Here is a 15,107-nt window from a genome sequence, read left to right on the forward strand (position 1 = left end):
GCTCAGGCCTCCAGCTCGTGCAGCTGCTCCAGGAACCACTGGGCCGGCGGCAGAGCGGTCGCCGCGGCGGCCAGCCGCTTGGTGCGCTCGGCCCGTTCGTGCGGCGGCATCGACAACGCCTCGTGCAGCGCCCGCGCGGTGCCGATGACGTCGTACGGATTCACGACGATCGCGTCCTCGCCGAGCTCCTCGTACGCCCCCGCCTCCCGCGACAGCACCAGCGCGCACCCCTCGTCGGAGACGACCGGCACCTCCTTGGCGACGAGGTTCATGCCGTCCCGGATGGGGTTGACGAGGGCCACGTCGGCGAGCCGGTACGCGGCCAGCGAGCGCGCGAAGTCGTCCTTGACGTGCAGCACCACCGGGGTCCAGCCCGGCGTCCCGTAACGGGAGTTGATGTCGTCCGCGACCCGCTGCACCTCGGCCGTGTAGTCCCGGTAGACGGCGAGATCCTGGCGGGACGGGTAGGCGAACGCGACGTGCACGACCCGCTCGCGCCACTCCGGGTGGTCGTCGAGCAGCTGCCGGTACGCCAGCAGCCCGCGCACGATGTTCTTCGACAGCTCGGTCCGGTCGACCCGGACGATCGTCTTCCGGCCCTCGCCGATCTGTTCGCGCAGTGTCACCATCCGCTCGGCGACGTCCGCCTCGTTCGAGCGGCGCCGCAGGAAGTCGGCGTCCGCGCCGAGCCCGTGCACCCCGACCCGGGTGTCGCCGAGCCCGCCGACGAGCTCGTCGGCGCACGCGGTGAACGCGTCCGCCCAGCGACGGGTGAGAAACCCGAGCCGGTCCGCGCCCAGCATCCCGCGCAGCACCTGCTCGGAGATGTCGTCGGGCAGCATCCGGAAGTAGTCCACCGGCGCCCACGGAGTGTGCGAGAAGTGCCCGATCCGCAGGTCGGGGCGCAACTCGCGCAGCATCCCGGGGACGAGGGTCAGGTGGTAGTCCTGCACGACGGCCACGGCACCCTGAGCCGCGTCCTCCGCCAGCGCCTCCGCGAACGCCCGGTTGTACGCCTCGTACGACGCCCACTGGCGCCGGAACTCCGCGTCGAAGACCGGCTCCAGCGGGGTCTGGTACAGCATGTGGTGGACGAACCAGAGCACGGAGTTCGCGATGCCGTTGTACGCGTCGGCGTGCACGGTGGCGTCGATGTCGAGCATCCGTACGCCCTCCTCGCCCACCCCGCGCCGCACCGCCTCGCGGTCACCGTCGCCGAGTGCCGAGCACACCCACAGGGCGCCCGCGTCCGGGCCGATCGCGGACAGGCCCGAGACCAGCCCGCCGCCGCCACGCTTGGCTTTCAGCGAGCCGTTCTCGTCGACCTCGTAGGTGATCGGGCCGCGGTTGGACGCGACCAGGATGCGGTGGGCGCCCTGCGCTTTTTCGCCCTGCGTTGAAGCCATGCCTCGAAATCTAGCCCCCCGCCTAAACGCTCAAACGTTCACTTCGGCCGTATGCGACCCGCGGGCCGGTGGGGGCTGGTCGCGCCGCGCGGCGGAGCCGCAGATGTCACAGCCCCGCGCCCCTTACGGGGGCGCTCTACGCGGCCTTTCGTCTCCGGTACTCGGCGATTTCGGACATCGGGGGGCGTTCCTCCGTGTCCACCGAGTACGTGCGCGGCTCGAAACCCTCCTTGCCGCGTTCGAACTGGGTGAGGGACGGGCGGATCATGTGGCCGCGGGCCAGCCTCAGCTGGGCCGTGCGGTAGATCGCGGCGGACATACGGCCCAGCGCCTGACCGTCCTGGTGGCGGTGTTTGCGGACGCCGACGTCGACCTGGGCGAGGGCGTCCAGGCCCACGAGGTGCAGGGCGTCGACGAGCATGCCCAGCTCGACGCCGTACCCGACGGGGAACGGCAGCTGTTCGAGCAGGGAGCGGCGGGCCGCGTACTCGCCGCCGAGCGGCTGCACGAAGCCCGCGAGCTGCGGCCAGTGCATGTTCAGCAGGGGGCGCGCCATGAGTTCGGTGACCCTGCCGCCCTGGCCGGCCGCCCCGCCCAGCGGTCTGTCGTACATGGCCTTGACCAGGTCCACGCCCGGGTCGGTGAGCAGCGGGCCCACGATCCCGGAGACGAAGTCGGACGAGAATTCCTTGAGGTCCGCGTCGATGAAGCAGACGATGTCCCCGCTCGTCACGAGCAGCGACCGCCACAGGACCTCGCCCTTGCCGGGCACGGTCGGGATCCGCGGCAGGATCTCGTCGCGGTGCACGACTCGCGCGCCGGCGGCGGCGGCGACCTCGGAGGTGCGGTCGGTCGAGCCCGAGTCGACGACGACGATCTCGTCGACGAGGGGCACCTGCTGCATCAGGTCGTGGCGGATGACGGCGACGATCTCGCCGACCGTCTCCTCCTCGTTGAGGGCGGGCAGCACTACGCTGACCGTCGATCCCGAGGTGCGTTTGGCGGCCATGAGCTTGTGGAGCGGGCGGTCGGCAACGGACCAGGAGCGTGTGCTCAGCCAGCGCTCGACTTCTTCCAGCACAGTCTGCGGCTCCTCACTGTCTGATCACACGCTCTCATCAGCGTGCCCGCCGCGGAAGCGGCGGATCGATTGCAGCCATCTCGCGGTTCGGACGACTATCTCAACTGTCCTGGCCTTCGGTTACAGTCTTGAACAACGCGGATGACCATCGCATGTCCTGGATCATCAGCACGTACTGTGTTCAACAGTTCAACAATCAAATACCGCTCATCCAGAGGGGCAGAGGGATACGGCCCGATGAAGCCCCGGCAACCCTCCAGCCGGTCTCGTACGACTACGTTGTCGTCGCGAGGCTCCCGGCTCGGGAAGGTGCCAAATCCGTCTCACGGCGAAGTGCGCCGTGAGGAAGATGAGGAGAAAGGGCCTCGCCTCCATGGCTGCGCAGACAGTTGCAAGCACCACGAACACCGGAATCTCCGCCGACTCGGCCAACTCCGTGGACCTCGGTCCGGCCGCCGCGCTTTCCTGCCGCGAGTGCGGTCACCGCGTCCCGCTCGGCCCGGTCTTCGCCTGCGAGGAGTGTTTCGGCCCGCTGGAGATCGCGTACGACTTCTCGGCCTACGAAACCGAAGAACTCCGCAAGCGCATCGAAGCGGGTCCCGCGAACATCTGGCGTTACGCGCCCCTCCTGCCCGTCCCCGCGGACGTCGCCGAGAAGCCGAACATCAACCCCGGCTGGACCAAGCTCGTCCAGGCCGACAACCTCGCGCGCGAGCTCGGTGTCGACGCCGGCAAGCTCTTCGTGAAGGACGACTCCGGCAACCCGACGCACTCCTTCAAGGACCGCGTCGTCGCCCAGGCCATCGAGGCCGCCCGCGCCTTCAACTTCACCACCCTCTCCTGCTCCTCCACCGGCAACCTCGCCGGCGCGGTGGGTGCCGCCGCCGCCCGCGCCGGCTTCCGCTCCTGCGTGTTCATCCCGCACGACCTGGAGCAGGGCAAGATCGTCATGGCCGCGATCTACGGCGGTGAGCTCGTCGGCATCGAGGGCAACTACGACGACGTGAACCGTTTCTGCTCCGAGCTGATCGGCGACCCCGCCGGCGAGGGCTGGGGCTTCGTCAACGTCAACCTGCGGCCGTACTACGCGGAGGGCTCCAAGACCCTCGCGTACGAGATCTGCGAGCAGCTCGGCTGGCAGCTCCCCGACCAGCTGGTGATCCCGATCGCCTCCGGCTCCCAGCTCACCAAGGTCGACAAGGGCCTCCAGGAGCTGATCAAGCTCGGACTCGTCGAGGACAAGCCGTACAAGATCTTCGGCGCCCAGGCCGAGGGCTGCTCGCCGGTGTCCGTCGCCTACAAGGCCGGCCACGACGTCGTACGCCCCCAGAAGCCGAACACCATCGCCAAGTCCCTGGCCATCGGCAACCCGGCGGACGGGCCGTACGTGCTCGACATCGCGCGGCGGACGGGTGGGGCCGTGGAGGACGTCAACGACGAGCAGGTCGTCGACGCGATCAAGCTTCTCGCCCGGACCGAGGGCATCTTCGCGGAGACCGCCGGCGGGGTGACCGTGGGTGTGGCGAAGAAGCTGATCGAGAATGGTCTCCTCGACCCGACCCTCACGACCGTCGTCCTCAACACCGGCGATGGTCTGAAGACGCTGGACGCGGTGGCCGGTACGGGGCTCACCGCGACGATCCGGCCCAACCTTGAGTCTTTCCGGGAAGCTGGGCTCGCGTAAGACGTTGTTCTTCTTCTGCGGGCCGGTGGGGGCTGGCCGCGCAGTTCTCCGCGCCCCTTTGGGGGCGCTCCACCTGACCGGAGGTCACAAGGCATGAGCGTCAACGTTCGCATCCCCACCATCCTGCGCACCTACACCGGCGGCAAGGCCGAGGTGAGTGCCGAGGGTGGGACTCTCGCCGAGGTCATCGCCGACCTGGAGAAGAACCACACGGGTATCGCCGCGCGCGTGCTGGACGACCAGGGCAAGCTGCGCCGCTTCGTCAACGTGTACGTCAACGACGACGACGTGCGGTTCGAGCAGGGGCTGGAGACGGCTACGCCGGACGGTGCGGGCGTCTCGATCATCCCGGCCGTCGCCGGAGGCTGATCGCTACCCTCGGTAACGCCGAATACGCAGTGTTCATCGAATTGCCCTCTCCGTGAGAGAAACGGAGGGGGCAATTCTGCATGGTTGAGCGGGGTACAGTTGGGGAACCCGCTTCGCTATACATGCCGGACGCATATGAGTACCTGTGCGACACCCGACAAGAAGTAGCCAAAGTGCCCCATCTTTTTGAGCCTTTTATGGCATATACGGGGCCCGACTTGCCCTGAATCTTCGCGAGTCCTCCGCATTTTCCCGATCGGCGATGCCCAGAATTCTCGTCCGATTGACCTGTTGCAGACGGCAGTTGGACAGATACATTCAGCCGCGGTCGACGCGTTCCGGCGCACACCCCCAATCGTTGGGGGGTGAGGTCTGACCCGGATCCGCGAAGTGTGGATCTGTGCAAGGGCCAGTAATAGGGGAGTTAGGCATGGCTCAGGGCACCGTCAAGTGGTTCAACGCGGAGAAGGGGTACGGCTTCATCGCGGTCGACGGTGGTGCGGACGTCTTCGTGCACTACAGCGCGATTCAGATGGACGGCTACCGCACCCTTGAAGAGGGTCAGCGAGTGGAGTTCGAGATCTCGCAGGGCCAGAAGGGTCCGCAGGCGGACATGGTCAAGCTCGCCGTCTGATCCGGCGCGATCGGCCACCGACGCACTCACGCCGAGGGGCCCGCATCCCACCTGGGGTGCGGGCCCCTCGTGCGTGTCCGGTCATGTCCTGCGCCCCGCTCCCGTTCGTGAGAGGCGCTTGCACTCGCAGGGGTCGAGTGCTAATCATTGGGCTTAGCACTCTCCCAGTGAGAGTGACAGAACTTGGATCGGGCCAGTGAGGTCCGCAGGCCGGTGGGGCAAGGAACCACAAGGGCTGCAGGCCGTCCGTCGCGGGCGCGGGCGCGATCCGGAGCAATCCACCCCGTCCGGGAGGACCACTTCACATGGCCAAGATCATCGCGTTCGACGAGGAGGCACGGCGCGGTCTCGAGCGCGGGATGAACCAGCTCGCCGACGCCGTCAAGGTCACCCTTGGCCCCAAGGGCCGGAACGTCGTCCTCGAGAAGAAGTGGGGCGCCCCCACGATCACCAACGATGGTGTTTCCATCGCCAAGGAGATCGAGCTCGAGGACCCGTACGAGAAGATCGGCGCCGAGCTGGTCAAGGAAGTCGCCAAGAAGACGGACGACGTCGCCGGTGACGGTACGACCACGGCGACCGTTCTCGCCCAGGCGCTCGTCCGCGAGGGCCTGCGCAACGTAGCCGCCGGCGCCAACCCGATGGCTCTCAAGCGCGGTATCGAGAAGGCCGTCGAGGCCGTCTCCGGTGCGCTGCTTGAGCAGGCGAAGGATGTCGAGACCAAGGAGCAGATCGCTTCCACGGCCTCCATCTCCGCCGCCGACACCCAGATCGGCGAGCTCATCGCCGAGGCGATGGACAAGGTCGGCAAGGAAGGCGTCATCACCGTCGAGGAGTCCCAGACCTTCGGTCTGGAGCTGGAGCTCACCGAGGGTATGCGCTTCGACAAGGGCTACATCTCGGCGTACTTCGCCACCGACATGGAGCGTATGGAGGCCGTCCTCGACGACCCGTACATCCTGATCGCCAACTCGAAGGTCAGCAACGTCAAGGACCTGCTGCCGCTTCTCGAGAAGGTCATGCAGTCCGGCAAGCCGCTGCTGATCATCGCCGAGGACGTCGAGGGCGAGGCCCTGTCGACCCTGGTCGTCAACAAGATCCGTGGCACCTTCAAGTCCGTCGCCGTCAAGGCCCCGGGCTTCGGTGACCGCCGCAAGGCCATGCTCGGCGACATCGCCATCCTCACGGGCGGCGAGGTCATCTCCGAGGAGGTCGGCCTCAAGCTGGAGAACGCGGGCATCGACCTGCTCGGCCGCGCCCGCAAGGTCGTCATCACCAAGGACGAGACGACGATCGTCGACGGCTCGGGCTCGGCGGACCAGGTTGCCGGTCGCGTCAACCAGATCCGTGCCGAGATCGAGAACTCGGACTCGGACTACGACCGCGAGAAGCTCCAGGAGCGCCTGGCGAAGCTGGCCGGCGGCGTGGCCGTCATCAAGGCCGGTGCCGCCACCGAGGTTGAGCTCAAGGAGCGCAAGCACCGCATCGAGGACGCCGTTCGCAACGCGAAGGCGGCCGTCGAGGAGGGCATCGTCGCCGGTGGTGGCGTGGCCCTCATCCAGGCCTCCGCGGTCTTCGAGAAGCTGGAGCTCGAGGGTGACGAGGCGACCGGCGCCAACGCCGTGCGTCTCGCCCTGGAGGCCCCGCTCAAGCAGATCGCCGTCAACGGTGGTCTCGAGGGTGGCGTCGTCGTCGAGAAGGTCCGCAACCTGCCCATCGGTCACGGCCTGAACGCCGCCACCGGTGAGTACGTGGACATGATCGCCGAGGGCATCATCGACCCGGCGAAGGTGACGCGCTCTGCCCTGCAGAACGCCGCCTCCATCGCCGCGCTGTTCCTCACCACCGAGGCCGTCATCGCCGACAAGCCCGAGAAGGCCGGCGCGGCCGCTCCGGGCGGCATGCCGGGCGGTGACATGGACTTCTGATCGACTCGGCCTCAACGGCCCTGGTTGATCTCTGTCCTTACGTTCCGAGGGCGGTACCCCCACTCCCAGGGGGTGCCGCCCTCGGGCGTGTCCGGGGTCACAGAAGAGAGCGGTGGGGCGGCGGAATGCCCCGGTGGACGAGGCGGTTGACGTTCACGGATGGTCGATGCACATGCACATACCGTCCGGAATCCCCGACACATCCGAATCCCCGTCTGCTCGATGTCTGATGGACCTCTCCGAGGAGCCCTGTACGTGACTGCCACCGCCCCCGCCTCGCGCGCCGCCGAGATCCTTTCCCGCCCCGTCACCCTGAACGGCCTGACCGTCCCCAACCGGATCGTGATGGCGCCGATGACCCGGGCGTTCTCGCCGGGCGGTGTCCCCGGCGACGACGTGGTCTCGTACTACGCCCGCCGCGCCGCCGCGGGCGTGGGCCTCATCGTCACCGAGGGCACGTACGTGGGCCACGACTCGGCCGGGCAGAGCGACCGCATCCCGCGCTTCCACGGCGAGGAGCAGCTCGCGGGCTGGGCGAAGGTCGCCGACGCCGTGCACGCGGCGGGCGGGAAGATCGTGCCGCAGCTGTGGCACATCGGCATGGTGCGCGAGGATGGCCAGCCGCCGTTCGCCGAGGCCCCTGCGGTCGGCCCCTCCGGCCTGCGCATCGGCGCCACCGAGGCCACCGGCAAGGCCATGACCCAGACCGACCTGGACGACGTCATCGCGGCGTTCGCCGAGGCCGCGGCCGCCGCCGAGCGCATCGGCTTCGACGGCGTGGAGATCCACGGCGCCCACGGCTATCTCCTCGACCAGTTCCTGTGGGCCGGCACCAACCGCCGCACCGACGCCTACGGCGGTGACCTGGTGGCCCGTACGAAGTTCGCCGCCGAGATCGTCGCCGCGGTGCGCGCGGCCGTCTCGCCCGACTTCCCGATCATCTTCCGCTACTCGCAGTGGAAGCAGGAGGCGTACGGTGCCCGGCTCGCCGAGACGCCGGAGGAGCTGGAGGCGATCCTCGCGCCGCTCGCCGCGGCCGGGGTGGACGCCTTCCACGCCTCGACGCGCCGCTACTGGCTGCCGGAGTTCGAGGGTTCCGACCTCAACCTCGCGGGCTGGACGAAGAAGCTGACCGGCAAGCCCACCATCACCGTCGGCTCGGTCGGGCTGGACGGCGACTTCATCAAGGGCTTCATGGGGGAGGGGTCCCCGGTCAAGAGCATCGACGACCTCCTGGACAGCCTGGAGCGCGACGAGTTCGACATGGTCGCCGTCGGCCGCGCCCTGCTCCAGGACCCGGAGTGGGCGGCGAAGGTCCTCGACGGACGCTTCGACGAACTGGCCGCGTACGACGCGACGGCCCTCCACACCCTGAGCTGACCCTCTGGGGCTCCGCCCCAGACCCCGTGGGTGGGTTCTTCGGGTGCGGGTGGGTGGGGGCTGGTCGCGCAGTTCCCCGCGCCCCTGAGGCGCGGGGCTGCGCCCCGCGATCCCCGCCTGCCCCGGTTCTTCGGGTGCGGGTGGGTGGGGGTTGCTCGCGCAGTTCCCCGCGCCCCTAAAAGGGGCGCGGGGAACTGCGCAATCTTTTAGGGGACCCCCACCGGCCCGCAGCAACAGAACCCACCCCCTGGGAAGGCTTCGCTTGCTTAAGTCAATCAATTGTGGTTAAGCTTGAGTAAGTCAAGCAACCTTGCCTGCCCCGGAGGCCCGCCATGTCCGACACCCTTGCCCGACCCGCCGACGCCGGAGGCTCAACGCGGTCGAACGCCGTGGTGGCGGTGCTGGCCCTCGCCGGAATCGTCGTCTCGTTGATGCAGACCCTGGTGATCCCGATCGTCCCGGAGCTGCCGAAGCTCCTGCACGCCTCGGCGTCGGACACCATCTGGGCGGTCACCGCCACACTGCTCGCCGCCTCCGTCGCCACGCCGGTCGTCGGCCGCCTCGGCGACATGTTCGGCAAGCGCCGCCTGCTCCTGGTCAGCATCGTCCTGCTGGTGGCCGGTTCGGTCGTCTGCGCGCTGAGCGACTCCCTGGCCCCGATGATCATCGGACGGACTCTGCAAGGCCTGGCCGCCGCTGTCGTCCCGCTCGGCATCAGCATCATGCGTGACGTCCTGCCCAAGGAGCGGCTCACCAGCTCCATCGCGCTCATGAGCGCCTCGCTGGGAGTGGGCGGCGCCCTCGGCCTGCCCACCGCCGCCTTCATCGCCGACCGCTACAACTGGCACATCCTGTTCTGGACGTCCGCCGCCCTCGGCGCCGTCGCCTTCGCCCTCGTCCTGACCCTCGTACCCGAGTCCACGGTGCGCGCCGGCGGCCGCTTCGACCTGATCGGTGCCATCGGCCTGTCGACCGCCCTGGTCTCCCTGCTGCTGGCCGTCTCCAAGGGCTCCACGTGGGGCTGGAGCAGCGGCACCACCCTCGGCCTGTTCGCCACGGCGGTCGTCGTGCTGCTGGCCTGGGGCGCGTACGAGCTGCGCACCGACCAGCCGCTGGTGGACCTTCGCACCCTCGCCCGCCGTCAGGTGCTCTTCACCAACCTCGCCTCGGTGGCCTTCGGCTTCTCGATGTTCGCGATGTCCCTGGTCCTGCCGCAGCTGCTCCAGCTCCCCGAGCAGACCGGCTACGGCCTCGGCAAGTCCATGCTGACCGTCGGCCTGGTGCTGGCCCCGCAGGGCCTGGTGATGATGGCCATGGCGCCGGTCTCCGCCGCCATCACCAAGGCCAAGGGCCCGAAGATCACCCTCATGATCGGCGCGGTCATCGTGGCCGCCGGATACAGCCTCAACATCGTGCTGATGTCCGAGGTCTGGCACCTCGTCCTGGTCTCCTGCGTCATCGGCGCCGGTGTCGGCTTCGCCTACGGCGCGATGCCCGCGCTCATCATGGGCGCCGTGCCCGCCACCGAGACGGCCGCCGCGAACAGCCTCAACACCCTGATGCGGTCCATCGGTACGTCGTTCGCCAGCGCCCTCGCCGGTGTGATCCTGGCCCAGATGACCACCACCTTCGGCACCACCGCCCTGCCCTCCGAGAACGGCTTCAAGACGGTCATGGCCATCGGCGCCGGTGCCGCGGCCCTCGCCTTCGTCCTCGCCTCCTTCCTGCCGGGCCGCCGGACGGCCACGGCGCAGGCGGCGCCGGTGACCGCGGGGCAGGACGAGCGGGCCGAGATCTCGGAGGCCTCCGGCGCCAAGGCCTAGGCTCCCGCACTCACCGAACCGGGCGGTCGTCGTCCCGCATCAGCGGGGGGGACGGCCGCCCGGCCTTTTGCCGTACGGGAATGGGGTCGCCGTCTGCTGCCTCCGACGTCTCCCTTGCCCAGCGCGAGCGTGGTGGCTGTGGTGGCCGTGGTGGCACAAACTGCCATCCATGCAGAAGTTGTCATCCATCCGGTGTTCACCGCGATGTCGGCCCGTGCACACAGCATCCGCCTCATGAAGAAGCACACTCTTGCCGGCGCCGCCCTCGCCCTCATGGCCATCACCGCCGTCTCCGTCTCGCTCACCGCGCCCGCCGCCTTCGCCGCCCCGGCCGCGCACACCTCCGCGTCCCACCGCATCCCCTTCACGGCCGCGACGGTGACCGCCGGCGACGACGGCTCGTACCGCATCGTCTGGACCGCGCCCGGTACCCGCGCGGTGACCATCCGCGCCAACGGGCATGTCGTCGCGCGCGGCGGCGCCCAGGGCGACGTCACCGTGAGCGGGCTGCCCGCCGCCGACCGGCAGTGGTTCGACCTCGTGCCCGAGCGCGGCGGCTCGCTCCACCTCGCCGACCGGTTCGTCAAGCTCGACGGAGCCGTCAACTTCCGTGACGCGGGCGGCTATCGGACGGCGGACGGCCACTGGGTGAAGATGGGCGAGATCTACCGCTCCGACGCCCTCAACAAGCTCACCGACGCCGACCTCGCGAAGCTGGAGCGTCTGGGGATCAGCTCGGTGTACGACCTGCGCATGGCGTCCGAGCGCACCTCCGCGCCCGACCGTGTGCCGTCCGGCGCGACCTACAACGTCGCCGACGTCCTCGCCGGTTCCTCCACCTTCGCCTCGATGCCCACCACCGAGGACGAGGCCGTCCAGATGATGGTCGGCGGCGAGAAGTTCATGGTCAGCGGGGACACCGCACGCGCCGCCTACAGCGCGGTGTACGCCGGTGTCGTCGACGACGACCAGCACGGCCTGCTGTACCACTGCACCGCGGGCAAGGACCGTACCGGCTGGTCCAGCGCGGCCCTCCTCACGGCCCTGGGCGTGCCGCGCGCGACGGTCATGGACGACTACCTCGCCAGCAACACCTATCGCGCCGCGGTCAACGCCGCCACGCTCGCCTCGATGCCCGCCGCCCAGGCCAAGGTGTACAAGCCGCTCCTCGACGTCCGCGCCGAGTACCTCAACTCCGGCTTCGACGAGGTGAGCGACAAGTACGGCTCGTTCACCTCGTACCTGCGCGAGGGCGTGGGCATCGACGCGCGTGAACTCCGTGACCTGAAGAGGGATCTGCTCGTCGGCTGAGGCGTTTCAGGTCTGCCCCGGGTCAGTCGGCGTAGTCCTTGAGCTTCTCGGTGTCGAGGGTGATGTTGACGGGGGAGGGGAGCTCGACCGTGGAGCCCCACGGGTAGGAGGCCGCCTGCTGGTAGCGGCCGTCTTTCGGCTCGCTGAACACGGTGACGGTGTTGTTGTCGCGGTCGATGAGGAGGTAGACGGGGATGTCGGCTTCCGCGTAGCCGACGGGCTTGTCGATGCGGTCGCGCTGGTTGGTGTCCCGGTCGTGGGAGGTGATCTCGACGGCCATGAGGGCGCCGTCGGATTCGGACCACTCGCCGTGGCCCCTGAAGTGGTCCACCGGTGCCAGGAAACCGTCCGTGCGGGCGCGGCCCTTGCGGTATGCCTCGGCCTTGACGCCTCGCTCGGGCATGAGGTTCAGCTCGGGGCGTTGCTGCATGCACTGGCGCAGCAGCCACATGAAGATCGACGTGTGGTTGCCGTCCGGCAGGGCCTTGACCTCTAGTTTCCCGTTGACGTACTCAAGCCGCACAGTCTCCGGTGCCCGGCGCTCCAGTTCCTCGAAGTCCTCGACGCTGAGCGGGTCCTTGGTGCGGAGCCGCCCGTCGACGAATTCGAGCCTGACGTTCGGCGGTGCAACGGCGACCAGGTCTTCGAAGTCCTCGATGGGCATCTGCGGACGTTCGGCGGTGCTGGGGGTCATGGGCTCGCCTCCTCCCTTTCATCGTGCCCCGGCTGCGTGCCTTCGGACTGTTGGAGCCGTCATACGCGTGGCCTTTCTCTTCGGTCGAGCATCGCCGCGCGGGTCGCGGCGGCATGGGCGTGCACTGCGGCGGACGTCAGCGGGGCAGCCGGACGCGAGGCTGCTTCGCCCCGGCACGGGCCGCAGATGCCGCCCGGCAGCGCCTCCGGCCGCCCCGGGATGCCGCACTTCGCGCACTCCAGTACGCGGAGCGGCGGGCAGGGCGCGGGCTCCGGCGGCAGCTTGCTGGTCAGGCGCTTGCGGACCAGCGCCGCCGGGCTGTGGACCGGGACCGGGAGACCTGCGGTCAGGGCGCGCAGTACGGCCTCGTCGGTGGCTCCCCGCGCGAACCAGTCCGCCACCAGCGGAGCCAACTCCGCGCACTCGGCCTGCGAGAGGGACAGAGCCGGGGTCGTACGGCCGAGGGCCGCGAGCAGGATGTACGCCCGGGAGCGCGTCGGGCTCCGGCGTTCCGGAGACTCCTGCGGTACGTCGCCCCGCGTGAACGCCGCCCACCAGTCGTCGTCCCGCGCCGTTCGCGAGAACCACGTTCGGGTGATCCAGCGTGGGCTGCCGGAGTCGGCCAGATGTTCGCGGCCTCGGCGCAAGTGCCCTGCCCGGTGGAGGTTGTTGAGGGCCGTGCGTAAGGCGCATTGGCCGTACGGGAGGTGCTTGGCCAGCGTCTTTACGGAGATGTCGGCGCCGCCCGGGAGGCGGTCGATGTACGCGGCGATGGCTGCTTCGCGGGGTGGGAGGTGCGCGAAGTCGTGCCGGGTGCGGGGGAGTTGGTCCGGAGCGTTGAGCTTTCCGTAGCCCGGATTGGCCAGGGGGTGGGGGAGGGCGTGCGCAGAGCGGGGGGCAGCACTAAAGTTGGCTTCAGCCACGGGATCGCGCTTTCGATCTCGGAGGTCAAACCCCCGCAGGTGCTCCAACACCTAGCGGGGGTTGTTCGTTATGCGGGCACGCTAACCCCTCGTCACTGTGCGTGGCAAGCCGATCGCGTCAAGTCAACTCGCGGGGAGGGAGGGCGGGTTGAGGCCCGCCTCCCGTTCCTTGCAAAGAGGGCTCGGAGCTGGGGGCTTGAGCTTCGGACGGTCGTCGGCCTCAGATCATCCGCAGCCGCCGTCGGTGACGTCGATGGAGAGCTTCGTGTTCGGGTTCGCGCTCGCGTTCGTCTTCGTCCCGTCGAGCTGCATCGCGATGACGTGCATGCAGAACTTCGCGTCCGTTCCGTCGCCGGTGACCGTGTAGTCGTACGGGCCTGTGGAGACCCTGACTCCGTACGACGGTCCCTTTCCGGTCTGTTCCACGGCGCCCTTGATGGTCTCGCCGTAGCCCAGATACGCGTCGGTGTACTGCGGCTCCCTCTCCAGGTCCTGCGCCGCCTGGTGCACCGCCGAGCGCAGCTCGCCCTCACTCCAGCTGGTGTTCGGGTGGGACGAGCTTGCCCGGAGGTAGTACATGCCGCCCACCGCGAGGAGCAGCGAGCCGATGATCAGGACGAGGCCAAAGGGGTTGTTCGGGTTGTAGACGTACCGGTTTGTGCCCCATTTGCTTCTGACGAAGACCGGTTCGTCGTCACGGGGGCTGCCGCTCAATGGGCCGCCTGGGCCGAGTCTTTGACGTTCGCGATGAACATGGACCAGGCGGCGGTCCGGAACGCGAGCTTCGGGCCGTGGGGGTTCTTGGAGTCGCGGACGGGGACGAGGGTGGGGTGCCCGTCGGCGACCTCCAGGCAGTCGTTGCCGCCGCCCCCGCTGTACGTCGACTTGCGCCAGCGGGCGACTTCGAGGCAGTCGGCACCGTCGCCGCCGCTGTAGCTGGACTTGTGCCATATGGCCGTGCTCAGGTCGTAGTCAGGGAAGTTCCTCATGGCTGTAATCCTGCGCCAGCGCCTCGATCAGGGCCAGGGACTTCTGCGGGGAGAGGGCGGAGGCGGTGAGGAGTTCATAGGCGAGCTTGTGGTGCTTGACGGTGGCCGGGTCGTCTTCCAGCCGCCCGGTGCCGACCCCTTCGAGGTAGACCAGCGGAGGGGCGTCCTCGAACTCCATCAGCTTCAGCGAGCCGTCCATCGAGGTGTGCGCTCCCACGCTGAACGGCAGCACCTGCACGATGACCCGGTTTCGGTGGGCCAGACCGGCGACGTGGCGCAGGGCCTCCGCCATCACCGCGCGGCCACCCGTTTCCCGGCGTAGCGCCGCCTCGTCAAGCACCGCCCACAACAACGGCTTTGTTGGGTCGTTGAGAAGGCGGGTCCGCTCCATCCGGCCATCCACCCACTCGTCGATCACCTCCTCCGGTGCCGTCGGCGCGTAAGCGCGATTTACGGCCCGTGCGTACGCTGGCGTCTGGAGCAGCCCTGGGATCAGCAGCGGCGCGTACTGCCGGATCGCCGTTGCGAACGTCTCCGCCTCCGCCGCCTCCGCGAACTGTTCGAGGTAGCGAGACTTGGCCGCGGCCCCGCAGTTACGTGTGAAGAAGTCCGCCATGCCCAGGACTTCGTCCAGCATTCGTGCGTACTCCGGCTGCATCCGCCGGGTGCCCGCTTCCAACTGGCCGATGAACGAGCCGCTGACGAACAGTCGCCCGCCCAGCTCTTCCTGGCTGAGGCCCGCTTTCTCGCGGGCGTGGCGCAGCTCGGCGCCCAGCAGGGCGCGTGGCGACGAGGACGGGTCGAGATCCTTCGGGCCTGACATGGCAACTCCCTGTCACACAGGTGGGGTTGTTGGGACGCCATCTCTGGCCAGGTTAGACAGCA

The 15,107-nt window shown here is 68.8% G+C and carries 14 protein-coding genes and 1 riboswitch; of the genes, 7 read left to right on the plus strand and 7 right to left on the minus strand.

All coding sequences use genetic code 11. The features are described from left to right. Positions 1-2: 2 nt before the first annotated feature. Together OIC96_RS26415 and OIC96_RS26420 are read right to left on the minus strand one after the other, a co-directional pair. A complete protein-coding gene (locus OIC96_RS26415) occupies positions 3-1,406 on the minus strand; it encodes an alpha,alpha-trehalose-phosphate synthase (UDP-forming) (RefSeq protein ID WP_330305469.1) in 1,404 nt (467 codons plus the stop codon). A gap of 136 nt (positions 1,407-1,542) precedes the next feature. Further along, the gene (locus tag OIC96_RS26420; protein WP_330305468.1) at positions 1,543-2,487 is read right to left on the minus strand and encodes a glucosyl-3-phosphoglycerate synthase; all 945 of its coding nucleotides are present in this window, start codon (positions 2,485-2,487) and stop codon (positions 1,543-1,545) included. A gap of 204 nt (positions 2,488-2,691) precedes the next feature. Continuing rightward, positions 2,692-2,843, plus strand: a riboswitch (SAM riboswitch). 17 nt (positions 2,844-2,860) lie between these two features. On the opposite strand from OIC96_RS26420, the gene thrC reads away from it, so the two are divergent. The 7 genes from thrC to OIC96_RS26455 all read left to right on the plus strand — a co-directional run bounded on the left by thrC (position 2,861) and on the right by OIC96_RS26455 (position 11,616). Then, complete coding sequence (gene thrC / locus OIC96_RS26425; protein ID WP_330305467.1) at positions 2,861-4,171, plus strand: threonine synthase; 1,311 nt, start codon at positions 2,861-2,863, stop codon at positions 4,169-4,171. A gap of 93 nt (positions 4,172-4,264) precedes the next feature. Continuing rightward, positions 4,265-4,540, plus strand: coding sequence for a MoaD/ThiS family protein (locus tag OIC96_RS26430; protein WP_327429709.1), 276 nt, complete (start codon positions 4,265-4,267; stop codon positions 4,538-4,540). Between the two features lie 430 nt (positions 4,541-4,970). Next, positions 4,971-5,174 carry a cold-shock protein gene (locus OIC96_RS26435; RefSeq protein WP_005315736.1) on the plus strand — a complete coding sequence of 68 codons (204 nt, stop codon included), beginning with the start codon at positions 4,971-4,973 and terminating at the stop codon, positions 5,172-5,174. Between the two features lie 305 nt (positions 5,175-5,479). Further along, positions 5,480-7,102 carry a chaperonin GroEL gene (groL, locus tag OIC96_RS26440; protein ID WP_330305466.1) on the plus strand — a complete coding sequence of 541 codons (1,623 nt, stop codon included), beginning with the start codon at positions 5,480-5,482 and terminating at the stop codon, positions 7,100-7,102. Between the two features lie 222 nt (positions 7,103-7,324). Then, positions 7,325-8,482: an NADH:flavin oxidoreductase gene (locus OIC96_RS26445; RefSeq protein ID WP_330305465.1), complete on the plus strand. Its 1,158-nt coding sequence runs from the start codon at positions 7,325-7,327 to the stop codon at positions 8,480-8,482. A gap of 332 nt (positions 8,483-8,814) precedes the next feature. Further along, a complete protein-coding gene (locus OIC96_RS26450) occupies positions 8,815-10,305 on the plus strand; it encodes an MFS transporter (RefSeq protein WP_330305464.1) in 1,491 nt (496 codons plus the stop codon). A 234-nt stretch (positions 10,306-10,539) separates the two neighbouring features. Further along, positions 10,540-11,616, plus strand: a complete 1,077-nt coding sequence (locus OIC96_RS26455) for a tyrosine-protein phosphatase (protein WP_330305463.1) — start codon at positions 10,540-10,542, stop codon at positions 11,614-11,616. A gap of 22 nt (positions 11,617-11,638) precedes the next feature. On the opposite strand, the gene OIC96_RS26460 is transcribed toward OIC96_RS26455, so the two are convergent. The 5 genes from OIC96_RS26460 to OIC96_RS26480 all read right to left on the minus strand — a co-directional run bounded on the left by OIC96_RS26460 (position 11,639) and on the right by OIC96_RS26480 (position 15,045). Continuing rightward, positions 11,639-12,310, minus strand: coding sequence for a Uma2 family endonuclease (locus OIC96_RS26460; RefSeq protein WP_330305462.1), 672 nt, complete (start codon positions 12,308-12,310; stop codon positions 11,639-11,641). Between the two features lie 59 nt (positions 12,311-12,369). After that, positions 12,370-13,233: a hypothetical protein gene (locus tag OIC96_RS26465; RefSeq protein WP_406501753.1), complete on the minus strand. Its 864-nt coding sequence runs from the start codon at positions 13,231-13,233 to the stop codon at positions 12,370-12,372. Positions 13,234-13,458: 225 nt separating this feature from the next. Further along, a complete protein-coding gene (locus OIC96_RS26470) occupies positions 13,459-13,947 on the minus strand; it encodes a hypothetical protein (RefSeq protein WP_330305461.1) in 489 nt (162 codons plus the stop codon). Beyond that, positions 13,944-14,222 (minus strand): DUF397 domain-containing protein, encoded by a 279-nt coding sequence (locus OIC96_RS26475; protein ID WP_330305460.1) that lies wholly within the window; start codon positions 14,220-14,222, stop codon positions 13,944-13,946. Before OIC96_RS26475 ends, OIC96_RS26470 begins: the two co-directional genes overlap by 4 nt. After that, entirely contained in the window at positions 14,206-15,045 is an 840-nt protein-coding gene (locus OIC96_RS26480) for a helix-turn-helix domain-containing protein (RefSeq protein WP_330305459.1), read from the minus strand. The genes OIC96_RS26475 and OIC96_RS26480 overlap by 17 nt, the downstream gene beginning before the upstream one ends. Between the last annotated feature and the right edge of the window lie 62 nt (positions 15,046-15,107).

It is taken from the genome of Streptomyces sp. NBC_00775 (assembly GCF_036347135.1).
In the GTDB taxonomy this organism is placed as follows: domain Bacteria; phylum Actinomycetota; class Actinomycetes; order Streptomycetales; family Streptomycetaceae; genus Streptomyces; species Streptomyces lutosisoli.